The organism is Virgibacillus alimentarius (assembly GCF_017874635.1).
Classification (GTDB): Bacteria; Bacillota; Bacilli; order Bacillales; family Amphibacillaceae; genus Virgibacillus_B; species Virgibacillus_B alimentarius.
The window spans coordinates 37551-60632 of sequence record NZ_JAGIKX010000014.1 but is presented as its reverse complement, the minus strand read 5'-3'; the positions used below and the strand labels follow the sequence as shown (position 1 = coordinate 60632).

The 23082-nt window shown below is 39.7% G+C and carries 23 protein-coding genes and 1 pseudogene; 16 read left to right on the top strand and 8 right to left on the bottom strand.

Annotation, left to right across the window (positions count from 1 at the left end; translation table 11 throughout):
- Positions 1 to 215 precede the first annotated feature (215 nt).
- Positions 216 to 1703 carry a sodium:solute symporter family protein gene (locus J2Z81_RS08860; RefSeq protein ID WP_226371178.1) on the top strand — a complete coding sequence of 496 codons (1488 nt, stop codon included), beginning with the start codon at positions 216 to 218 and terminating at the stop codon, positions 1701 to 1703.
- Positions 1704 to 1726: 23 nt separating this feature from the next.
- Here the strand turns inward: J2Z81_RS08860 and J2Z81_RS08855 are convergent, their stop codons facing one another.
- Positions 1727 to 2437 (bottom strand): ArsR/SmtB family transcription factor, encoded by a 711-nt coding sequence (locus J2Z81_RS08855; RefSeq protein ID WP_226371177.1) that lies wholly within the window; start codon positions 2435 to 2437, stop codon positions 1727 to 1729.
- A 131-nt stretch (positions 2438 to 2568) separates the two neighbouring features.
- Positions 2569 to 4131: a long-chain-fatty-acid--CoA ligase gene (locus J2Z81_RS08850; protein ID WP_226371176.1), complete on the bottom strand. Its 1563-nt coding sequence runs from the start codon at positions 4129 to 4131 to the stop codon at positions 2569 to 2571.
- Positions 4132 to 4525: 394 nt separating this feature from the next.
- Between J2Z81_RS08850 and J2Z81_RS08845 the strand changes: the two genes are divergently transcribed.
- Both J2Z81_RS08845 and J2Z81_RS15820 read left to right on the top strand, forming a co-directional pair.
- Entirely contained in the window at positions 4526 to 5593 is a 1068-nt protein-coding gene (locus J2Z81_RS08845) for a DUF5105 domain-containing protein (protein WP_029269166.1), read from the top strand.
- Between the two features lie 2 nt (positions 5594 to 5595).
- On the top strand, positions 5596 to 6729 hold the full coding sequence (locus J2Z81_RS15820) for a TcaA second domain-containing protein (protein WP_226981299.1): 1134 nt from the start codon (positions 5596 to 5598) through the stop codon (positions 6727 to 6729).
- Positions 6730 to 7498: 769 nt separating this feature from the next.
- Here J2Z81_RS15820 and J2Z81_RS08835 read toward each other — a convergent pair.
- A complete protein-coding gene (locus J2Z81_RS08835) occupies positions 7499 to 9037 on the bottom strand; it encodes an AbgT family transporter (RefSeq protein ID WP_029271122.1) in 1539 nt (512 codons plus the stop codon).
- Between the two features lie 201 nt (positions 9038 to 9238).
- On the opposite strand from J2Z81_RS08835, the gene J2Z81_RS08830 reads away from it, so the two are divergent.
- A complete protein-coding gene (locus tag J2Z81_RS08830) occupies positions 9239 to 9838 on the top strand; it encodes a trimeric intracellular cation channel family protein (protein WP_029271123.1) in 600 nt (199 codons plus the stop codon).
- Between the two features lie 221 nt (positions 9839 to 10059).
- Here J2Z81_RS08830 and J2Z81_RS08825 read toward each other — a convergent pair whose 3' ends face one another.
- A complete protein-coding gene (locus tag J2Z81_RS08825; RefSeq protein ID WP_226371175.1) occupies positions 10060 to 11028 on the bottom strand; it encodes an LLM class flavin-dependent oxidoreductase in 969 nt (322 codons plus the stop codon).
- 449 nt (positions 11029 to 11477) lie between these two features.
- Here J2Z81_RS08825 and J2Z81_RS08820 point away from each other — a divergent pair, with 449 nt between their 5' ends.
- Positions 11478 to 12083 (top strand): alpha/beta hydrolase, encoded by a 606-nt coding sequence (locus tag J2Z81_RS08820; RefSeq protein WP_226371181.1) that lies wholly within the window; start codon positions 11478 to 11480, stop codon positions 12081 to 12083.
- 45 nt (positions 12084 to 12128) lie between these two features.
- Positions 12129 to 12527 carry a VOC family protein gene (locus J2Z81_RS08815; protein ID WP_226371174.1) on the top strand — a complete coding sequence of 133 codons (399 nt, stop codon included), beginning with the start codon at positions 12129 to 12131 and terminating at the stop codon, positions 12525 to 12527.
- A gap of 102 nt (positions 12528 to 12629) precedes the next feature.
- On the opposite strand, the gene speG is transcribed toward J2Z81_RS08815, so the two are convergent.
- The 3 genes from speG to sph form a co-directional block, all read right to left on the bottom strand.
- Entirely contained in the window at positions 12630 to 13142 is a 513-nt protein-coding gene (gene speG, locus J2Z81_RS08810) for a spermidine N1-acetyltransferase (protein ID WP_029265948.1), read from the bottom strand.
- Between the two features lie 300 nt (positions 13143 to 13442).
- The gene (locus tag J2Z81_RS08805) at positions 13443 to 13601 is read right to left on the bottom strand and encodes a hypothetical protein (protein WP_156947648.1); all 159 of its coding nucleotides are present in this window, start codon (positions 13599 to 13601) and stop codon (positions 13443 to 13445) included.
- A 56-nt stretch (positions 13602 to 13657) separates the two neighbouring features.
- The gene (gene sph, locus J2Z81_RS08800; protein ID WP_029265947.1) at positions 13658 to 14641 is read right to left on the bottom strand and encodes a sphingomyelin phosphodiesterase; all 984 of its coding nucleotides are present in this window, start codon (positions 14639 to 14641) and stop codon (positions 13658 to 13660) included.
- 406 nt (positions 14642 to 15047) lie between these two features.
- On the opposite strand from sph, the gene J2Z81_RS08795 reads away from it, so the two are divergent.
- The 10 genes and pseudogenes from J2Z81_RS08795 (at position 15048) to J2Z81_RS08750 (ending at position 22389) form a co-directional block, all read left to right on the top strand.
- On the top strand, positions 15048 to 15569 hold the full coding sequence (locus J2Z81_RS08795; protein WP_226371173.1) for a type 1 glutamine amidotransferase domain-containing protein: 522 nt from the start codon (positions 15048 to 15050) through the stop codon (positions 15567 to 15569).
- 303 nt (positions 15570 to 15872) lie between these two features.
- Positions 15873 to 16196, top strand: coding sequence for a PadR family transcriptional regulator (locus J2Z81_RS08790; protein WP_029265943.1), 324 nt, complete (start codon positions 15873 to 15875; stop codon positions 16194 to 16196).
- Entirely contained in the window at positions 16189 to 16749 is a 561-nt protein-coding gene (locus tag J2Z81_RS08785) for an HAAS signaling domain-containing protein (RefSeq protein ID WP_029265942.1), read from the top strand. The genes J2Z81_RS08790 and J2Z81_RS08785 overlap by 8 nt, the downstream gene beginning before the upstream one ends.
- Positions 16742 to 17587, top strand: coding sequence for a DUF4097 family beta strand repeat-containing protein (locus J2Z81_RS08780; RefSeq protein ID WP_226371172.1), 846 nt, complete (start codon positions 16742 to 16744; stop codon positions 17585 to 17587). The genes J2Z81_RS08785 and J2Z81_RS08780 overlap by 8 nt, the downstream gene beginning before the upstream one ends.
- A gap of 123 nt (positions 17588 to 17710) precedes the next feature.
- The gene (locus tag J2Z81_RS08775; protein WP_029265938.1) at positions 17711 to 18613 is read left to right on the top strand and encodes a nucleoside hydrolase; all 903 of its coding nucleotides are present in this window, start codon (positions 17711 to 17713) and stop codon (positions 18611 to 18613) included.
- Positions 18614 to 18884: 271 nt separating this feature from the next.
- Positions 18885 to 19874 carry a LacI family DNA-binding transcriptional regulator gene (locus tag J2Z81_RS08770; RefSeq protein ID WP_319023835.1) on the top strand — a complete coding sequence of 330 codons (990 nt, stop codon included), beginning with the start codon at positions 18885 to 18887 and terminating at the stop codon, positions 19872 to 19874.
- On the top strand, positions 19867 to 20766 hold the full coding sequence (rbsK, locus tag J2Z81_RS08765) for a ribokinase (RefSeq protein WP_226371170.1): 900 nt from the start codon (positions 19867 to 19869) through the stop codon (positions 20764 to 20766). The genes J2Z81_RS08770 and rbsK overlap by 8 nt, the downstream gene beginning before the upstream one ends.
- Positions 20732 to 21124 (top strand): annotated as a pseudogene (locus J2Z81_RS08760) (substrate-binding domain-containing protein); the annotation flags it as partial. The gene rbsK and the pseudogene J2Z81_RS08760, both read left to right, overlap by 35 nt.
- Positions 21125 to 21716: 592 nt before the next feature.
- On the top strand, positions 21717 to 21911 hold the full coding sequence (locus J2Z81_RS08755) for a helix-turn-helix transcriptional regulator (RefSeq protein ID WP_029265926.1): 195 nt from the start codon (positions 21717 to 21719) through the stop codon (positions 21909 to 21911).
- Positions 21912 to 21942: 31 nt separating this feature from the next.
- The gene (locus tag J2Z81_RS08750; RefSeq protein ID WP_029265924.1) at positions 21943 to 22389 is read left to right on the top strand and encodes a hypothetical protein; all 447 of its coding nucleotides are present in this window, start codon (positions 21943 to 21945) and stop codon (positions 22387 to 22389) included.
- Between the two features lie 203 nt (positions 22390 to 22592).
- Here J2Z81_RS08750 and J2Z81_RS08745 read toward each other — a convergent pair whose 3' ends face one another.
- A complete protein-coding gene (locus J2Z81_RS08745; protein WP_029265922.1) occupies positions 22593 to 23078 on the bottom strand; it encodes a small multi-drug export protein in 486 nt (161 codons plus the stop codon).
- Positions 23079 to 23082: the final 4 nt, after the last annotated feature.

Sequence of the window (23082 nt, the reverse complement as noted above, 5' to 3'; positions counted from 1 at the left end):
ACCTGGAACGGATGGCGGCGACTCCTGCGGGAAAAGCATGAGTCTTGAGACCCCGCAGGAAGTGAACTTCTTCCGAGGAGGCTCAAGCCATGCCCACGGAAAGCGTCCGCCAGCAGTGAAGGGTAACGGAGTTACGCTCAAAGTGTTATTAAATAGATTGAAAATAATTAATAAGAAAATATTTAAGACTAAACATATTACGAGGGGGGATAAAAATGAGCAGCGTTACAATCTATACTTGGGTCGGGTTTATTGTCTTTTTAGCAGTGATGTTTTTTCTTGGCTTCATCAGTTCCAAGAAAACAAAAGATATCAGTGATTTTGCAATTGGAGGGGGAAATTTAGGCCCCTATGTGCTTGGACTATCCTTTGCCGCCACGTACTTAAGTGCTGCCACATTTCTAGGGTATCCAGGCTGGTCACATGATTGGGGATTTTCGAATCTTTGGCTGTTCGTAGCTATCATTGTTGGGGGTCCTGTAGGTGTGATGATGATAGCGAAGAAAGCGCGGAACTTAAATAATAAACAACAATCCCTATCCCTTCCAGATTGGCTGGGAGATTTTTATAACAGCGATATTTTGCGTGTCGGAACAGGGCTCATTTTGCTTTTCAATGTATTTTATATTGCTGGACAATTTGTGGCTGGAGCCCGGATATTTGAATATTTGCTTGGCATTCCCTATCAAACGGGGATCATCCTGATTGCGTCCATTGTTGTTCTTTATGTTTTTGCGGGCGGAGCGGTGGCTGATATTTACACAGATGCTGTGCAAGCGGTAATGATGGCGATTGCTGGTGTGTTTATTTTTGTATCCGGTATTGTTATGTTTTGGGATGGTAGTATAGGCTCGACTTTTCAAGGAATTACGCATAATCTAGCTCGTCAGAATGAAAACTTGGTGAAGGTATTTAATCCTGAATCGACCCATTTTTATTCATTCAGTGCCGCGGCTGGGGCGATTATGATTCAATGGGCATTTGCTTCAGCACCCCATCTATTTAATAAAGTACTCGGTTTAAAACATGAAAAGGATTTGGGGAAAATGATTGCCACCTATATCGTTGCTAGTATTTTCTCCCTCGTTATTTTATTTGGCGGGATTTACAGTCGCGCGGCCCTGGGGACGACGGTTGCAGATGCAGATGTGGCTTTGATCGAGTACGCAGTTTGGGCTTTTCCCGCTGTGATTGTTGCCATCCTTGGGGTTGTCATTCTGGCAGCAGCCATGTCGACGACAGATGGGATATTCGTCTCGATTTCTACTGTATTTGCCAATGATATTTTTTTAAAAGTATTCGTCAAACGAGGAATGATGGATATAGAAGATCGACGTGCTGAAAGAATCGCATTTATTATAAGCCGGATCACTGTCCCAATCATTGGATTACTCGCATGCTTGCTTGTGGTAAAACCACCTGCCTACATTGGTGACGTCATGTGGATTGGTATCTCTGGAGTAGCGGCAGGAACGATGGGACCGATTCTTTACAGTGTGTATGGTAAAAAGAAAGCCCCTGCATTAGCAGCGGAATTATCCATGGTTATTGGACTTCTTTCTTATTTGATCCTTTACTTTGGAGGGATCATTCCAAGCACCATGTCCGCAGGAGCGGTGGCTACCTTCATCGGCATTGTTACAATGGCAGGGCTTGCGCACACCCTGCAGCCAAATGAATCCGTAAACGAAAAAGCAGGATAAAGGGTGGGCTGTCCCTTACTACTTTAACGCATTCGGCGAGGGACAGTCCCCCTAAATGGATCAAAGCCAAATTCATTCCAGATTTCGAAGCGGCCGATTTCGGTCACTTGGATCGAGCGGCGGATAGAGCCTTCTTGAATCCATCCTAAATCAAGTAGACGTTTTGTAATCGCTAATGCGAAGGGACCGGCAATATGGTGTTTTCGTTCTGTCCAGTCAATATGGTAAGGAATGGAATGTTCATTAACTTTTTGTGGTGGAATCGCCTTAAAATCATAGATCCATTGCTTTCCTTTTTCCGTTAATCGGTATTTATCTTCCAAGTCTTCCACGTATCCTAACTTGATAAGGGATTCGGTCAGTTTAAGCCCTAATTTCCCCGCCAGATGGCCATAGCAGGTACGTGCTGCATATAGCGCTTTCTTATCATTTGATTCACGCAAAGGGTGAACCTGTATCGATGGTGAGCTTTTCGCAATCGCATGAACGGCTTCCTTTACTTGAGGGCTAGACAGCTTATAGTACCGATGTCGTCCGGGATTTTCTACCGTTAACACGAACCCTTCCACTAATGTTGTGACATGTGCCCTTGCTGTTTGATGTGTGACCCCGGCTATGTCTGCAAGGTCACTGACTGGTAGTGACCGTCCATCGGTTAAGGCCATTAGCATGGCTATCCGAGCGGGGTGTTCGATGCGTGTTTCGTCAAAAGAAATATTAGCATCCTTTACCATAAAAATCACTCCATCCAGAAAGGTTCATTGCTTCATAGGGGGGCGAAAGGGGCCTATCCCCACCAAGTGCCTGGCTAATGTGAAAAAAGACCGGACCTGTTACTTGCTCAGCCCCGGTTCATTCCGTGGTATTATACTAATTCCCTTAGCTGTACTTTTAAAATTTTTCCGCTTGCGGTTTTTGGCAGTTCATCTAAAAACGTGATGGCTTTTGGACATTTGAAATGAGCCAATTTTTCCCGTGAAAAGTCAATCAATTCTTGTTCTGTTACGATATGTCCTTTGCGGAGGACAACAATGGCATGCGGTGTTTCTCCCCATTTTTCATGCGGTGTAGCAATAATGGCCACTTCTTGAACGGCTGGGTGCTCATAAAAGACCCCCTCCACTTCGATTGAGGAAATATTTTCTCCACCGCTGATAATAATATCTTTTTTACGATCGACAATATTAATCCGGCCACGTTCGTCGATCGTACCCATGTCACCGGTATGCAGCCAGCCGTCTACAATCGTCCGGTTCGTTTCCTCTTCATTTTTCCAGTATCCTTTCATAACGCCATTGCCTTTGACGATGACTTCTCCGACTTCTTTTCCGTCATTAGCAACATCCTGATGCATATCATTGACAACGCGTACCTTCGTTCCAATCATTTCATAACCCGCCTTTGCTTTCATATAGTAATAGTCATCTCCGGTCAGATCACCGTCTTCGGATGACATATAGGATGCCAGTGTGAGAGGGGAGGATTCGGTCATGCCGTACACTTGGTAGAATTCCCATCCGATTTCCTCTTCCACTTGTTTAATAAACGCTTGTGGCGGCGCAGCTCCTGCAAGCACAATGCGCACATCTTGTTCGATCACCGGTTTCGTTTCCATAAATTTATCAATGATTCCGTTTAGAACCGTTGGTGCCATGTGCATGACAGTTACACCATATTTTTTAACCTTATTTAAGATGGACGCGGAATCCATATACCTTTGCATGACCTGGGTTGATCCATTTGCTGTATAATAGAAAGGGGAGCCCCATCCATTGACATGAAACATTGGCAAAATGTGCATTAATGTATCTTTGTCACTCACCCGGATATGATGCATGCTGGACATCGCGTGCAAATAATTATTCCGGTGGGTGAGCATCACACCTTTTGGCTTTCCGGTTGTACCACTTGTGTAAAGCAGGGTAGCGGTATCATTTTCATCAAGGTCAGCCCGCGGAAAAGCTGTGTCTGGCTGGGAAACGAGCCACTTTGGATAGGCAATAAAGTCGCCCTTAGCTTCTGAAGCTCCGTGGATGATAATTTGTTCTACTGTTTTGAGTTGATCGATAATCGGTTCAATTAAAGAAATAAGTTCATGATCGACAAAAAGAATCTTACTACCGCTGTGATTCAGGATATATAAATAGTCATCAGGTTTCAGTCTAGTATTAAGAGACACCATAATGCCCCCTACCTGAAAAATACCATAAAAACCTTCATACATTTCCAGTGTATTTGGAGCAAGATAAGCAACACGATCTCCCTTTTCCACTCCTAATGAAGCCAGCCCATGAGATAATTGGTTCACGCGTTTATTTATTTCATGATATGTATAACGCGTCCCCTCCTCATCAATAATCGCTGGTTTCTCTCCGTATAAACGTACTGCACGATCCAAAAAATCAGTCAATACCAATGGTGTATTCATTAGAATCTCTCCCCTATCATTTTAAATTGAATGAATTGTTTAAATTATACCATATTTGCAAGCGCATACAAAATGGTATGAAGATTTTTTAGTGGTGCCTGGCACTCCTCGAATTTTGTCGAATGGAATGAAGGAGGACTTCATATTCCTTCCGTCCGTTGTGGGGGTGCTAAATCTTCCATAATTTTCAAAAATAGGATTGACCAGGTAAAGAACCTAAAGTATAGTAAAAATGATGTGCAAAAATATTATGATGATTTGATGAAAAAGGGGAGATTCTATTACGGGATAATATAGAGACTCTTTCCTGATGGTTCTTACTCTTTTTTATCCTAAATCAAGTAATAGTATCTTTGCATATTCACAAAAATCATTACTGAAAGGAAAATGTACGGTGAAAAAAATAGGAATATTTTTATTTTGTTGTTTGCTTACAATAGCATTGATGGCTTGCAGTGGATCAAAGGATAAAGAGGCAGATGCTGACTCATCAGGTAAAAGCAAAACCATTGAGGCTTCGATTGATAATGCATCCTACATATTATCCGGTAAAGATGATGGGGTATCTGAGGATGATGATCAAGATGGTGGTTTATTGATGGTTGATTTGAAAGTGAAAAACGTTTCGGATCAGCCCATTTCGGTTTTTCCTCATGCGGATATTCAGTTGTATGATGGGGACACTCAAACCGATCCTAGTAAAGATACCAACCCAAGCATTGATTTGAAAAGTGAATCGATGGGCGAAATTGGTCCGGATAAACAGAAGAATGTGACTGTCTTATTTGATGTCGACAAAGATACAAAATATGAAATTAATATTGCTCCGAAGTCTTCTGATTTTGAAAAGGACACAGAAGATGTCCAAGTTCCTCTAGACACAAGTAAATATAATGATAGCCTAAAAGCTTTACAAGATCCGGCCAAAGCCCTAAAGGCCTATATTGAGACGATTTATTTCGATAAAGATAATAGTGATTACGAGAAGTATGTCTCAGCTGACAAAGACGGTGTCCAGGATGACGCTAAAAAAGAATTTAACAAAAGCATAGAATCCATTCTCTCTAGAGATGTTTCGGATAGTAAAATGGATAAATATTATAATAGTTTCAAGCAAGCTTCTGCTGAAAAAGATGAATTGGAAGTTGAAGTGAAAGCGAACGCCAATGATAAAGCGAATGTGGAACTTGAATATTCTGCGCTTGCGATCGATGATATATCGAAGAAGGTAAAGGAATATAAAATTAAATACCGAGAAAATAATGATGATTTTGATATAGAAAAGGAACAAGAATATGCTTTATCCAAATTCGATTCTATTCTCGATAAATTGGATGCTAAATCCGCGAGTCGGGAACTAGAAATCCAAATGGTGAAAAAGGATGGAAAATGGATGATTGACGATTCCAGAGATGCAAGTGAGAGATTAATGAGAGCCTTTGCTAAAGGAAGTGTCTATTAACGATGAGTAAGAAATCGCTTATTTCCGCCGGAGGTGCGATTGTCATCATTGCAGCCCTTGTTGTCATATACGCCGTGCTGGCTAACCAGCATAAACCGGAGAAAACGGTGAATGCCTTCAACGAAGCTGTAGAAAAAAATGACACAGATACATTGAAAAAGTTGATCGATCCGGATCAAAAGGACGCGGTCATCAACAAAGAATCTTTATCTGCGTTCGTCAAATATTTGAAAACAAATAATGAGAGCTACCAAGTGATCAAAGACAGCTTGAATAAACAAATAGAAAACGAAGATTTTACGTCGTCAGCGGAACAGGTCAGTCTTGTCGAAGATGGCAAAAGCCTGGGTATGTTTCCAAACTATAAATTGAAGGCAAAGACCGTGAATTTGATAGCCAAAGGACAAGATGATAACGATAAACTTAATTTTGCTATTAAAAATTTTAAGAAATCATTGAATAAAATCGATAAAAACAAAGAAATCTACGGGCCGCTTCTTCCGGGTGAATACAAAGTGAAAGCAACCGTGAAAAACGATCTGGGGACGTTCAATAAAGAGAAAAAGAAAGATGTGTGGGGTAGTGCTGACGTCAGCTTCCTGATTGATGATGAGAAATTGGCCCGTGATAATAAACAAGTGCAAAAAGATATCATCAATGCGGCCAACAAATTTAACGAGGACATGTCGGTCTATGTCACGTCCGGTTTTGACCCCGATAAACTCACGAATGTCACCAACGATTTTAAAAAGAATCTCACCGGGATTGATGCCAACTTTAAGGCGATCAAAGAACATGTCGAAAAAATCGAGTCCCAATTCTTGGAATCGACAGTCAATATGGATGATTTAGATTTGAGTCTATTTGAAGGGGATTGGAAGGCTGAAGTGACCGTACTCGTTTCTTATAATGAAAAGATTAAAATAGAGCAAGGAAAAGATTTCGAAGACGTTTCTTATCAAGAGTTACGTAATTTTACGCTCACGTATGACAAGGATCAAGGCAAGTGGATGGTCGATGATCTTAGCGGCAAGAGTGCTGAAGGATCTGAGGCAGATGATTGGGATAATAAAAAGGAGATAAAGATCGATGATCCACCGGTACGGAAGTGGCCGAAGAAAGATTCTTTCATTTAAAAGCATAGCGAAGATTTTGAGTGGGGGAACCCACTCTTTTTTTATACATGGAATCAGAAATAAGTGGGTCTATCAGAGGTAAGCAGGAACAACGGTATACAAATGCAATAAAAGAATCAAACATATAAACGCTTGAATTGACAGGGTATGATGTTATTAAAATTCCTATGTGGGATCTTGTTTTGGTGAAGCACAATCGTTTACAAGATAATCGAATTTTGGTATAATTCTAAAAATAATAAATGTAGGAATAATATGGTTGGCGATTTGCTTAGGATTCATGACGAATACTTCATGAAAAGTAGCACAAACGGAGGTACAAAGCTTGTATACTTCTAAAATGCATCAGATAAATAGGCAGAAAATCAATGCCTCAATATACGAAAGGAGGAGAGTAGATATGAAAACAGCATTTATTTGGACGATTTTTGCAGGAGTTGTATCAACCGTAACATATAAGTGGTTACACATTCAGGCAAAGGAACGATGGCGATACACTCCATGGATTTAATACGTTGATCATACATCAATCATAATGGGGGGATATTGTTATTTTAGCAGATGGAATAATGCCCTGCGTATGACGTGCTATCAGATATATTTTTCTTCATGAAGCAATTACAAGCTATTTCATCGTTCAGCAAAAGGGAGCCATTCTTGAAAGGGGGAAGTGAGGATTGAATCAATACTTCGGGAACAAGAATGAATGTTCAGATTTGAAATAACGAGGCTCATGATAAAGAGCCCCGTTATTTATCAATTAAGCGAGTTAATATGTTAATGTTGTTCCAGGCCCTACCGGTATACCAAGTAAATACCAAATAGCGAAAAATATTGTCCAACAGATTAAAGTGACAATGGCGTATGGCAACATCAGTGATACCACTGTCCCGACGCCATTTTGTTTACCATATTTTTGTGCAAAGGCAACGATTAATGGGAAGAACGGCATTAATGGTGAGATAATATTTGTTGCAGAGTCTCCAATACGATATGCCACCTGCGTTATTTCTGGAGAAATTCCCAGTTGCATGAACATCGGAATGAAAACAGGAGCCATAATTGCCCATTTAGCCGAGTCTGCAGCTATAAAAATATTAATCATAGCTGTTATGAATATAAGTGCAATGACTAATGGAACTCCCGTCACATGGAACGACTGTAGGAGTTCTGCTCCTTTTACTGCTAGGATGGTACCTAAATTAGTGTAATTGAAAAATGCAACAAACTGAGCAGCAAAGAAAATCAATACAATAAACCCTGCCATTGATTCTAGAGAATAAGTCATTAAATTGGCAATGTCTTTGTCATTTTTGATCGTTTTTGTAATAATTCCGTAAACGATCCCTGGAATTAAGAAAATAAGCATCATAATAAAAATAATTCCGGTCATAAAAGGCGAACTCATAATGCTTCCCTCATCTCCCCGTAATACACCATTTTCGGGAATGACGAATAGTCCAATGACAATGACAGTGAAAAGTATGGAAAGGTTTGCCCAAAACAACCCTTTTTTCTCAATATCTGATATTCTTTCTATCTGTTCTATCGCATTTTCTTGTTCATATTTTCCTAATTTTGGCTCAATGACTTTATCTGTAATAAATGTTCCAATGATAACAATCAAAAAAGTTGATACAAACATAAAAAACCAATTATCGGTTGGATTGACAGTATAATTGACATCTAAAATCCGGGCTGCTTCTGTTGAAATCCCACCAAGTAATGGATCATTTGTCCCTAAAACTAAATTAGCAGAATAGCCACCTGAAACGCCTGCAAACGCGGCTGATAATCCAGCTAGTGGATGTCGTTTAAAGCCTAAAAATAGAATCGCTCCAAGTGGGACGAGAACAACATATCCTACAGAGGCAGCGACATTAGAGAGCACTCCCATGAGCACAACTAATGGTGTTACCAGTTTTCTCGGTGCTTTGGTAACGGTGTTTGTCATTAAGGCACTAATATATCCACTTTTTTCAGCAACACCAACTCCTATCATTGCTACTAGCACAGGCCCAAGCGCAACAAAAGAGGTGAAATTCGTCACTATATTAGAAAATATATAAGCAATCCCTTCAGGTACAAGTAAGCTAACCGCATTTACTGTTAGCATTTCTGTTTCCATCGTTTCCTTGTTAATTCCTTCAAATGTCACACTCGTTCCCATAAGATACAAAATATGAGATAAAATCATAACAATAAAAATAAAGATAACAAAAATAGTAACAGGATGTGGTAATTTATTTCCCTTTTCCTCGATAAGTCGTAACCATTTTATGGAACGTGCGTCTTTATCTTGTTGCATTGTTTCTCCTCCCTTAGCCTAATACCAAGTATATCTATAAGAAATATAAACTTCAATAACCAATATGGATATGCAAAAATTTAGCGACCTTGTTTCATTTCCTAGAGGAATCCATCCCATTTGATGAAAGCGTAACCCGCATTATTTGAATGGATGATCTTTATTCACCTATAATAGAGTTAAAAAGGAAGAAAAGCGTTGATGACATGGGAAGTTCTTAATATCATAGGCACGCTTGCTTTTGCCATTAGTGGTGCCATTATTGCGATAAAAGAAGATTATGACATATTAGGCATCCAAGTGCTGGGGTTCACGACAGCATTTGGTGGCGGTACGATCCGTAATTTATTAATAGGTATACCGATTGAAACCATCTGGACACAGGGTAATTTATTCATTGCCGTTTTCTTGATAAATAGTATTGTATTTATACTACCGACGCAGTGGCTACAATATTGGGATAAATGGGGGATTCTTTTTGATGCGATGGGACTGGCATCATTTGCGATCCAAGGAGCTATTAGTGCTGTTCAAGTCGGTGCACCATTAAGTGCGGTGCTCGTTGCGGCAACCTTGACGGGATCGGGTGGTGGCATGATCCGGGATGTTTTTGCAGGAAGAAAACCGATGATTTTTCGTGAAGAGATTTATGCCCTCTGGGCGACAATGGGCGGATTCGTGATTGGTTTAGGTGTCATCCAAGGACCTTGGACGACAGCAGCTCTTTTTATTGCGATTGTTACCTTGAGGATGTTATCCGTGCATTTCAAATGGAGATTACCACGACACTCCATAACATGAGGAAGATGGACGGAAAAAACGGGAAAAGCGTAGACAAAAAAGTCCGTTTGAAAAGGAAATCAACAAAAATAAAGTGGTTCTCGCGTAAGATCACGTCCCTGTTTAATCTAAAACAGACAAATGATCAAAAGTGAGCTAAATGAAAAAACCACAGAAATGCCTTCAAGGTGCTTTTCTGTGGTTGAAGAAGGTAAACGCTATACACGGCATTTACGATCATCTCATGAAAACAATTCCATGATCCGCCGGTACGACTGTTTCTTTTCTTCAAAGTCATACATATTTGTCAGAATCAGCCAATCGTTACATTGATAACGCTCAGATAGGAGAAGCAGTTCATTTTTTACTTTTTCCGGCCCGCCGATAATCATCCGCTTCCGGTTTTTTCGCATTTGCTCCTTCTCACTATCATGAAAGTACTTTGCTTTTGCTTCCTCGATACTTGGCACGCGGCTGTCGAGGCCTTTTTCCACATGTAGCAGCCAAACATCCTGGCTAATCGCAAGCTCCTGTGCATGTTCATCTGTTTCCCCGCAGATAACAAAAATAGCAGAACGCTTATCTGGATTATTCAAAAACCGTTTTCGGAAACTTGCTCGATAGGTCTGATGTGCTTCTTTCCCTCTATTTGGGTTAATGAAATGACCGTATACATAGCCAATCCCCAGTTCGCCTGCCAGTGCAGCACTATTTTCTCCCAAACCTAATGCAAATAAGTTCGGAGCATCTTCTGTACGTGGTGCGGCACGAACCCTTCCATCTTTACGCAAAAATTTGATGAGATCTTTCAATTTTTCGGGATAGTCAGCTAGTTGATTCACCTTGCCATCGGCCAGTAACGATCGAATCCTTTCCGTTCCTCCAGGAGAACGTCCGACACCGGCCTCTATTCTTCCGGGAAAAAGTGCCTGTAATTGAAATAGCTGGGTAGCAACTTTATATGCACTATACTGTGGAAGCAGGATACCACCACTGCCAACCTTCAATTTGGAAGTTTTAGCTGCGACTGCCGCCATCATAATTTCAGGAGAACTGGATACAAGTCCCTTCGTTGCATGATGTTCCGCAAACCAATAGCGTTCATACCCTAATGCTTCTACATATTGAGCCAATTCAATCGTACGATCTGTTGTCTCTTCTGCAGACACCCCCTTTGGTTGCGCCATCTGATCTAATACACCTAACTTCATTTTCAAATCTCCCCTTTTTTCCCGATAATCTCCATTTTAAATTGGACGACAATATTTTTATGAAACCCTTGATAATCATTATCATCATCATATCATGAAAATGAGATATGCCTTTGTTGTGCAGCACGGCGGAGTAAAATAAATAATGTTCTTCAAAGTACTGAAACATAGAGAGCAATGAAGATGTTTCGCAATCAGGTCATATCGTTGGAAGAGGTATTCATTTATACATCTCATTGACACGGTAAAGGAAACTGATATATAATTACTTCGAAATCGAGATAATTTGATAAAGGTATTTGGCAGGGGTTGGAAGCCGGTTCTAATGATGCGAAAAATCGATGACGTTTTTTCCATAGAGAAACCAAAATAGATTGGGGAACATGTAAAAGAATGTAAAAAGGAATAGGAGAAATAAGCGGCGAAAATAATAAAGAAGAGGAGAATTGATCATGAAACATATTTTCCAAAAAGGAAATGATTCATCCAAACCGACATTACTATTATTACATGGAACGGGAGGAACGGAACAGGACCTTCTGCCTCTTGCAGATAAGGTTGACCCAGATGCAAATATTTTAAGTGTAAGAGGTAATGTTCTGGAGAACGGAATGCCGCGCTTTTTCAGGAGATTAGCGGAAGGTGTATTTGATGAAGAAGATTTGGTTTTCCGTACAAAAGCGTTGAACGAATTTCTAGATGAAGCAGCACAAAAGTATGCATTTGACCGTAATCAGATTCTAGCAATCGGTTATTCCAATGGTGCAAATATCGCAGCAAGCTTACTGTTTCATTATCCAGATGCTATCATAGGAGCCATTCTCCATCATCCAATGGTTCCAAGACGAGGCATGAAGTTGCCGAATTTATCAGGCAGAAATGTATTTATTGCAGCAGGTACCAATGATCCTATTTGTTCACCAGGGGAATCTGAAGAATTGAGATCCTTGCTGGAAGGAGCAGGGGCAAAAGTAGACTTGCATTGGGAAAATAAAGGACATCAGTTAACGTTTCATGAAGTAGAAGCAGCTGGTAAATGGTATAAGCATATTTAAATTTTAAACAAATCAACAATAATGGTAAAGGTGTGAGAAGTAGACATGAAAAGGATAGTACCTCATATTAGGGTAGAGAATTGTAAAGAAGCAATTGAATATTATCAGGGGATTTTTGGCGGTGAAATCAAGAATACGCAACTATCTGATGGTATTGAAATGTTTAAAGGGCATGAAGGCAAGTATATCCATGCTGAATTACATATTAACGAGCATTGCATCCTTTATTTTGCAGATGTATTTGGGGAAAAGACGATAAGTGGAAGTGATATTTTGCTCGGTCCCGATCTCGACAGTGAAGATGAAATCGTTCGAATCTACGATGCTTTATCAAAAGACGGTGAGGTTAAAATGGAACTACAGGATACTTTTTGGGGTGCCAAACATGCGATAGTTACAGACAAAAACGGCATTTCATGGGAATTGAATGTTGTCAAAGGATAACAAAACACACAATTGCTTCACACCAAAAATGCAAGAATCATTTTAAACCCCGTCATCTTTTAGAACGGGAAAGAGTAATTAGTAAAAGAAGTAATAAATGACTTATTTTTTTAAATACTGCTGTTGAAACAGACACATTCGAATAGCGTTATGATAACTGCCCTCAACAAAGAATTCATCTTGTAACTCACATTCAATGGAGAAACCAACTTTTTTGTATATGTGAAGCGCCTTCTCATTTTTCGCATCTACGATCAAATAGAGTTTGTGTAGATTTAATATGGAAAAAGCATAATCCATTGCCAGATTCGTTGCAACCGTTGCATAACCGTTACCTTGTTGCTTAGGATCGATGATGATCTGAAATTCTGCATTGCGATGAATAGCGTCAATATACACTAGCTCGACAAGCCCTATCATTGTGTGCTCTTTTTCTACTATAAAACGACGCTTATCTCGGTCGTGAATATGCTTATCATATAATTCTTGCAGCGCAGCAAAATTTGCATAAGGTTCTTCAAACCAATAAGACATAATGTCGGGGTCATTATGAAGTTTATGTATAAATTTTAAGTCATTACGTTCTAGTGGGCGTAAATGAATATCGTTGCTCATTTTTAAACCTCCGTACTGTATCAAAAGTATTTTAAGCATACAATAATGAAACAAACATGTCTAGAAAAGGTGATTTTAAAGTAGCTTTCACGAACCGATATCAAAAATAACTTTAGCCCTTATTTCACTGAAAAAGGTAAAGTAGCTGGTGATAGCTTTGATTTAAAAAATAGATAATATGCATCCGAAATGCGTGAAAGAAGTATAAACCATCCAATTCCTTTCCTATAAAAAAGATACTGAAATCATTGACTTTTATGAAATACTGTGACGAAAAGATACCGTTGATACTTAAAAGTGCTAACACAAGAAGAAGGCATCAATCCATTTGATGCCTTTGTCAACGATATGAAGTTTGTGTGCGATGCAAAAAATGTGTATCCGACTGTTACTGCAGTTGTATGCTTTCGCGTATTGCTCAGCAGCAAAAATGGCATCCGCAACTTCATTCGATGCCATCTCAAGCCCCCTTTCGTAGAGGTGAATGAGAGCACTAGATGAATAGCTAACCGTTATTATTTCATTGGAACGGTTGAACCGGAGACTGGATAATGATCGGAAAAATCATTATACTTATAGGTTTTTCCCCAGGAAGTAACGGACCATTCCGATGATTTGATTTTTTTTGCATCTATATACCATTGATTCGGTTGGGCATGGTCTCTCTCAACAAAAATATAATCCAAATATTGTCCATCCATTTCAGGATAATTATAACGGGCAATGGAATTGGTTGTCGGATCCCAAGTTGCAGTGTATCCTGTATAAGCATGAGGCGGTGTTACATTTAATTGATCGATCATTGACTTATATTCATCCGTACCTTTCATGACATTTAGGTCCCCACCTATGTAGATCACTTCATCTTCTGGGATGTTCTTCCTGTCAATAAACTGCTGGATTTCTTTCATCTGCGTGGAACGAATTTCAGCAGCTTCATCGGTCGAACAAAGGGAATCTGTCGATTGCATATGCGTACCGATTGTATGATAATCATGTCCATTTTTATTTATTTTGACGTATACAAATCCTTTATTAGCCATCGCGTCACCACTACATCCTTCATCGTAAACGTACTGAATTTTTTCTTCAATCGGCCATTTACTGACAATGGCTACACCACCATCTTCCGGAACTGTATGTGAATAGTCACCAAGAGTCTGGTTCCATCCTTCTGTACTCCGGCCAAGTACAGGAGTTTGATAAGGATACTGTTCGGTTAAATCATTTAAAAGCACCTCTGAAGCTTCATTATCAAATACTTCATTTAAAATAAAGATATCATAACCCTTAATATAATCTGCGTCAGCAATAAGTTCAGCCCGTTTTACCTGGCCCCAATTCGGATACAATGCTTGTGATAACATATAGACATTTTGTGATAGCAGTTTAAAATCGTTAGGATAATTCGCTTTAGCATAGACTTTTCCCTGTGAAACGGAAAAAATAGAAAGGATTATCCCCAGTGTCATACATGCAGTTATCAATTTTTTTATCATTCTGTTCCCTCCATGAGTTCGTATTTGGAAATGGCTTATACGGTTCATTGGATATTGCACAGTCCTGTTGCTAACTGCGATCCAATGGTTACTGGTTCACATTAGCTTGTGCAGTAGTCTTGTGAAGTTGTTTTTAAAACGGTAATCCGCTTTCATTAATGTAATTAAAATTATTAAAAATATTTTTAACGTTTTGAAACAACTGATTATAATTATACTAAATCTCTATTTACTGTCAACTTCCTTAAACCAATCCTATCCAATGATTCTCAAGTTTCGTAACTGTTGTTATACTAGAAGTAGTCCCTGGGAAAGCTTAGGCACGCTTGCTAACGTCTCCTAGTATAAACACGCTTTATGTCTTTCTCGGGTGTGAAAATACTATTTTTAGAAGGAGAGAATGCAAATGGGAAAAAAAGTTGCGGTTCTTATGACAGATCTATTTGAAGAGGTTGAATATACAGATCCGGCCAAAGCTCTAGAGGAGGCGGGACATGAATTGACCGTAATTGAAAAAGAAAAAGGCAATAAGGTTACAGGCAAAAATGGAGAAGCTAAGATTACAATCGATGCTTCCATTGATGATGTAAAACCGGAAGACTTTGATGCGCTTATGATCCCTGGCGGTTTCTCACCGGATATCCTTCGTGCAGATGATCGATTTGTTGACTTTGTGAAAACTTTCATGGATGCAAAAAAACCGGTGTTCACTATTTGCCACGGTCCTCAATTACTTATTAATGCAAATGCACTCAATGGGCGCAAGGCAACAGGGTATAAGTCCATTCAAGTTGACTTAGTCAATGCCGGAGCTAACTTTGTTGACGAAGAAGTCGTCAACTGCGGGGATCAATTGGTCACAAGCCGCACGCCAGATGACCTTCCTGCATTTAATCGGGAGTGTCTTGCTGTTCTTGAAAGAGCATAAAAGATGTCGGTGATGCGGATGTTATATAACGTTAGTTAGAGACTGCAAAATAAAGAACCCTTTAAATTGGAATTCACTGTGATCCGTTTTTTCATGGTGGATTCTTTTTTATGTAACAAAGGATCGAGAAAAGTTAGCTCTTTTGTAAGCTTCTGCTCCATAAGAGCCGCGCTTCCCGTTGGGTATTCGCGGATTTTTTAATGAAAAAAATATACTACCTTGCAATAAACAGTACTGTATGGTAAATTAACTATAACAGGTACTGTTCAATACAAGGTACTGTATTGGAATGGAGTGACAACAATGAATGTGCAATTTAAAAAGGGCATCTTGGAAATTTGCGTGCTTGTCCTGCTGGATAAAAAAGATTGTTATGGCTATGAATTGGTGCAAAGAATCTCCGAAAAAATTGAAATATCGGAAGGCTCAATGTACCCGCTTTTAAGAAGATTAACGAAAGATGGTTATTTTACAACCTACTATCAGGAATCCTCAGAGGGACCCGCGCGTAAGTATTATAAACTGACAGAGAAGGGGAGGATTCATCTGCGTGAGCAAATGCAGGAGTGGAAGGAATTTTCAAATGCTGTGAATCAATTCATAGAGGAAGGTGTCAGCAGTGAATAAAGAACAATTTTTAAATCAATTGGATAAATCGCTCAAAAATCTTTCCCAAAAGGAACGGAAGGATATTATCCGAGATTTTGAGGAACACTTTGCTTTTGGGCAACAAGAAGGGAAAACAGAAGAGGAAATTGCAGCATCGCTCGGTCAGCCAAATCAAATTGCGAAAGAACTGCTCGCCACCTATCATCTAGAACAAGTAGAGGCGACTGCAACGGCCGGTAATGTCATGCGGGCCTTGTGGGCAGTGATCGGACTTGGCTTTTTCAACCTCGTCATTGTTCTCGGTCCATTTATTGGGCTAGCAGCTGTTGTCTTAGCCGGATGGACAGTCGGGGTTGTGTTTGCAGCATCACCACTTTTAGTGCTTTTCAATGCGGTTATTTATCCGGAAACATTTGTACTTTTTGATTTATTTTTTTCCATTGCGCTAACTGGTCTTGGATTATTCATAGCGATTGGAATGTATTATGTCACCCGGGTATTAACCAGCGGATTTATTCATTATTTACGTTTTAACGTCAAACTTGTCAAAGGAGGAATGAAGCATGATTAAAAAAACAGCGATGATTGCTGGAGTGCTCCTAGGGATTGGCATCATCGGAAGTGTTTTTACGTTTGCTTCCGCAAATAAGATGGAAGATTTCGAAAAAGAGAAAACCATCAAGGAAGACTTTGATGCCATTGATATCAAAGCCGGTAATGCTAAAATAGAAGTTTTACCGACTAGGGATAAAGAAGCCAGAGTAGAACTGTCAGGGAAAGGTTCGAATATCGATTTCTCTGCTAACGTCGAGCAATCCAACTTGCGGGTAGTTGTAAATGATCAGCAGAAAAAACTGATTCACTTTGATTTCATTTCATCACGTTTAGCTTTAAACGTGTATGTTCCAGAAAAACAATACCAGGCACTCAAAATTGAGAGCGATAATGGTCTTGTGGAAGCTAGCGAGCTACAGGCAAAAGCTATTCAGATCCGTACGGATAACGGAGCTATTCAATTACAAGAAATGAAGAGTGAAAAGATGAACATCGGAACAAGTAATGGAAAAATCCTTGTAAAAGATTCAGAAGCCGGTGCGGCTGATGCGAAGGCGAATAATGGGAAAATCAGTTTTGATCACGTAAAGGGAGCGCTTTCCGCTGAAGCAGATAACGGAAGTATCTCGCTCAACACAGAAAGTTTGGATCGTCCATTGGATTTTGAAACAGATAACGGCAAGATCAACATAAAGACAGAAAACAAGCCAACCAACGCTATTTTTGATGTCAAAGTAGACAACGGAAAAGTGAAGCTATTTGGTCAATCAGACTGGGATACAGTCATTGGCAATGGCGCACATAAGATAAAATTAACAACAAATAACGGAAATATTACGGTGGAAAAAATATAGGGTGCCTGTCACTTCCCGGATTTTGTCGAAAATAAATAGAGCTCACACATACATATGTGTGGGTTTTTTTGTATGATCGTTTATAATAACTTATGTAATACTATTAACATAAGGAGGACTACCATGAAACGACCAATTATCATTGATACAGATCCTGGGATTGATGATGTTGCTGCGATCACTGCAGCATTATTTTCAGATAAGCTTGACGTAAAATTAATTACAACGGTTGGTGGAAATGTCGGGATTGATAACACGACAAAAAATGCACTTGATTTGCTTACATTTTTAGAAAAAGATATACCGGTTGCGAAAGGTTGTGGCGAGCCACTAATCAATAAAATAAAGACAGCATCACAAGTGCACGGGGACAGTGGTGTTGGCAACTATCAATTTGAAAAGGAGCCAAACACTTCGCTTTTGTTAAAAGGCAATGCAATCGTCGAATTGAGAAAAGCTATTATGAGTGCAGAGGAGCCGGTGACGCTTGTGCCGATCGGTCCACTGACCAATATTGCACTTTTATTCAAAACTTTTCCGGAAACAAAAGAAAATATTAAAGAAATTGTCTTAATGGGCGGGGCTGCTGAAGGAGGAAACGCAACCCCTGTTGCAGAGTTTAATATATATGCAGATCCGCATGCTGCCAAAATCGTTTTTGATACATCGATTAATATTGTCATGTGTGGACTCGACGTGACCCGTTTAACTGGAGTGGCTGCTGACGATGTGGAAAAAGTAAAGACGCAAGGGAAAATCGGTGAAATGATCGCGCATATGATTCAGTTTTATGAGCGTGCCTATTCTAAATATTCCATTGCGATTCATGATTTGTGCACCATTCTTTACCTGACTCGACCTGAGTTGTTTAAGACAAAGCGAGCAAACGTCAATGTAGTGACAGAAGGGGAAGCGTCCGGATGTACGGTAACGCATTTCACGGAAGAAGGGAACGTGCATGTCTGTATCGATGCAGATGTGGAGGCATTTCGAAAGGCATTTACTTCCATTTTCGCGGGAATTTAGTGCTTGTGATATGGGAGGGGGCACTCCCTGGTTTTTACCTGTATGGATTGCCGGGTGGTTGGGTGGTGGATCACTTGGATATTTTTCGACATTATTCGGGGAGTGCCAGGCACCATACGCTTCCTCGTATTTTGTCGAAAGATTCCCGTTGACATGCCCACGGAACGGTTTTATTATATTCTGTAACGGGTTACATTTATTTTTTGAAACGGATGTAACCCGTTACATGCTTTTTTATTTCAAATCTTGGGAGTGATGGAGGTTGTCTACGATGAGAGATGTTGCGAAATTTGCCGATGTTTCAGTTGCTACCGTTTCACGGGTCATCAATGGGAAAGGTGATGTGAATCCGGAGACAAGAAAACGCGTGGAACAGGCGATTGAATACCTGCATTACAAACCAAATGATGTAGCCCGGACCCTTTTTAGAGGGAAGTCGAAAATGATTGCCTTATTTGTGCCGGATATTATGAATCCTTTCTTTCCCGAACTTGCCAGGGCAGTAGAGGATGTAACGAATAAATATAATTATACCTTTATTTTATGTAATACAGATGGCGATTTAGAAAAGGAATTAACATACATAGACACACTGCAGCAAAAAGCAGTGGATGGGTTTATTATTGTTTCCAGTACGATTACCGATGAAATGCTCAAGAAAATCAGTGTACCGATCATTGCCCTTGACCGGTTCTTCCATTCGGAATTGGCTTCGATTACCGTAGATAACTACCAAGGCGGAAGAGAAGCTACGGAGTATTTACAATCCATCGGTTGTCAGCGCATTGCTCATTTATGTGGGCCAGAAAGTGCCAGTAATACGATGGAGCGGCTCAGGGGGTATATGGACGTAGTCCGAGATACAGATTGGTTTCTGTCCAGTTATCTTTTATCGTGCAATTACAACATGGAACAAGCGAAAGTAATGACCATGGAAATGCTTAGGAACCATCCAGAAATCGATGGTATCTTTGCAGCAAATGATGTAATGGCAATCGGTGCAATGAAAGCTGCAGAACAATTGGGGATCCGCATCCCGGAAGATTTAGCGGTGATTGGCTTTGATGGAATTTCAGTTGGAGAGGCAACAAGCCCAACACTGACGACGATGGCTCAGCCAATTTATGATATGGGTACCCGTGCTGCTGAAATGCTCATGGAACAAATACAGACACAAGTGGCACCTAAAACAATCGAAACATTTCCTGTTCATTTATTAGAAAGAGAATCAACCAAACGAAAGAAGGTCGCACATGGATAATCAACCAACCGTTTGTATCGTCGGAAGCATAAATATGGACTTAACGATTACAACGGAAAAAATGCCAATGCAAGGAGAAACTGTTCTTGGAAAGGACTTTGCAACATATCCAGGAGGAAAGGGTGCCAATCAGGCTGTCGCTGCCTCTAGGCTAGGGGCAAATGTGCATATGATTGGAGCAGTCGGAACAGATGCATTTGGTGAAAAATTGCTTGCTCACCTTAAAAAGGAAGGAATAAATACACAAGGCATGCGTACAGATCCAAGTCAGCCAACCGGGATCGCGAACATTATCTTATCCGAAGATGATAACCGTATTATCGTTGCCCCTGGAGCAAATAAAAGCGTACTTCCTGACTTGGTGGACAAGCAAAAAGAATTAATCAAACAAAGCGATGTCATTTTAATGCAGCTGGAAATCCCAATGGAAACGGTGCTTCATACGTTAGCAATTGCCAGTAAGTTCCAGGTTCCAGTCATTCTTAATCCAGCACCCTATCAGAAGCTACCTGAAGCACTTTTAGCCAAAGCTGCTTACTTCACACCAAACGAAATTGAAGCGGAAGCAATCAAAGAGAGTCCCCTGTTTTCCTCCATTCAGAAAAAACTGATTGTGACCGAGGGGAGTGAAGGTGTCACGTTTTATGAGAATAATAGCCAGCAATGGATACCGGGACATCCTGTCGAAGTAAAAGACACTACAGGGGCTGGGGATACGTTTAACGGCGCATTTGCGGCAGAAATAGCAAACGGTGCTTCTATCCGTGAAGCAGTTACGTTCGCGAATGCAGCTGCCGCATTATCCGTTACAAAGATTGGTGCCCAGGGCGGCATGCCGACAAGGCAAGAAGTGAAGGAAAGGATTCCACAATATCGTGGACGACATGGATGATATCGAAATCGTTGCCAATCAATCCGCAGATTTTGACCGCACGAAAGGACTATCCGTGATGGAAAACATCCTCCAAAGCGAAGATGAAATTGATGCCTTATTTGCCCATAATGACGAAATGGCACTAGGCGCCGTGGAAGCATTAGAAAGTAAAAATATGCTGGACGATGTCGTTGTCGTCGGGTTTGACGCAACCGATGATGCACAAAAAGCAGTAAAAGAAGGCGACATGGACGCAACGATCGCCCAGCAGCCTAAACTCATTGCAGAGAAAGCAGTCGAAGCAGCAGGAAAAGTAGCAAACGGAGAAGAACTTGACGAATTCATCCCAGTAGAACTGGAAATGGTTACAGAATAAAGGGTCTGTCCCACTGACATATTTACAGCGTGTGCGCGTTTCACACCGTGGACTAGTACACGCTTGCGGTGGTGCTTGTCACTATTCTGTATATGTTGTTTTTGTCGACTGGAGAAAATAGAACGATAGATTTTCGCTTCATAGAATGTAAAAACTCCTTGCCAAATAGTGGTAGGGAGTTTTTGTTGAGATAAGTCACATACGATACTAGTAGACATAGGTAAGACACTTCCTTAAATACTAGATTATTTTATGATGAAATTGTTTATCAAATGTGTGAAAATAAGGTATACTATATATAAGTGTTCAGGGTGTTGAACGCTTCTGATGCTTAGAGTTTTTTTCGGTGATGTTTTTCGGAAGGTGCGAAAAGAATATCTTGGAAAAATTGCTGTATTTGCGTTTGAACAAGCATAGACGAAAAACATTTAATGAAGTACTGAGTTAATTAAAGTTTACGAATTGACATAGGAACTCCATCAACGAACTACAAATCTGCTATTTATAGTTTCAATGAGAAACTTGCAAAGGTCATACTTTATCTTAAAAGTAGATTTATTTTATCCCACTTAAGAAAAAAAGGAAAATACATATGCTCCAAAATAGCGTCAAACAGCTTAGAAAAGAACAAAAACTAACCCAAGAACAACTTGGAAAAAAAGTAAATGTGACTAGACAAACAGTTGCTTTCATTGAAAAAGGTGTATATGATCCTTCTGTTACTTTAGCAATTAAAATTTCAAATGCCTTGGGGAAGGATATTGGAGAAGTTTTTTGGATTGAATGAAAATACAAGAAGGGCTAATTGGTGGTAAAATATGATTGAGAATTTATTACGTTTTCCTTTATTTCAAATATTGCTTTTAACTGTATTAGGAACTGCCATTTTAGAACATAGTTATTCAGAGTATTTTCCACTTTTTATACAGTCAACTGATTTAAAGTTTATGTTCTTCGTGGTGTTTCTTACCTGGATTATTTTAATTACTGTATATAATATGAAGAACCCTGCAAGAAAATTTAATTTCTTTACTTTAAAGCCTACTGAATTAATAGAGGAAGATGAAGGTTTAAAATGGATGACTCTTCAGGCCTGTAGAAAAGTCTATATTTATTATTCAGTAGCAATCCCTTTAGGAATAGGTATAATAGCTTATTTTAGTAACATCCCCTTCATGCCACTTTTAATTTTAATTCTGTTAGGAATCGGCCAGTATATTATTTATTGGTTGGAGCTTAAAAAAATCATTGACACCATTAAATAAATATCTCGCATGAATGGATTTTATGGTATTTACATTTTCCCTTCACTAAAAGTTCTTTTCGTATTTAAAATTAGTTACTACCAATAAATTCAGGCAAGAGTGGATCCGAAGGGTGCGGTGTAAATATTTCATAGAAGTAGCTGCGGATTATTCGTTTCTATCGTATGAATGCAATAAACAATATTTCCTCCCCTTAGGTTAAGTTATTCCTTTAATAGATTATACACATCTATACCATAGATCAATAGAATCCCTGTACCTATTCCCCATGCTGTAATAGAAATAAACTGCCAGATGATTACTTGCCTTCTTGTTGCACCTGCCATCATTGAAACAAAAGCGCTTATATGATTAGCCCCGATGATCGGCCCCATGAGTGATAAACCTGGGACTCCGTACCTGTTAAAATAATATTGTGCCTTATTAATCCTAGAGGCTAATACGGAAGTTCCCTTTTTTTTAAACATGTTCGTTCGTAGAAAACTAGCGAACACTATAAGGAACATAACGGAAATGAAATTTGCTACGATAGCAACCAAAGTTATCGGGACAAACGGTAAATCCACAATCACCCCCAACGGAACAGCTACATGGGATTCCAAAAAGGGGACGAAGCCAATTACAAAAATCATTAATACCTGATAAAAGGACGGCAAATCTGTAATCTTCTGAATTAATTCTTCCAGCATTTTT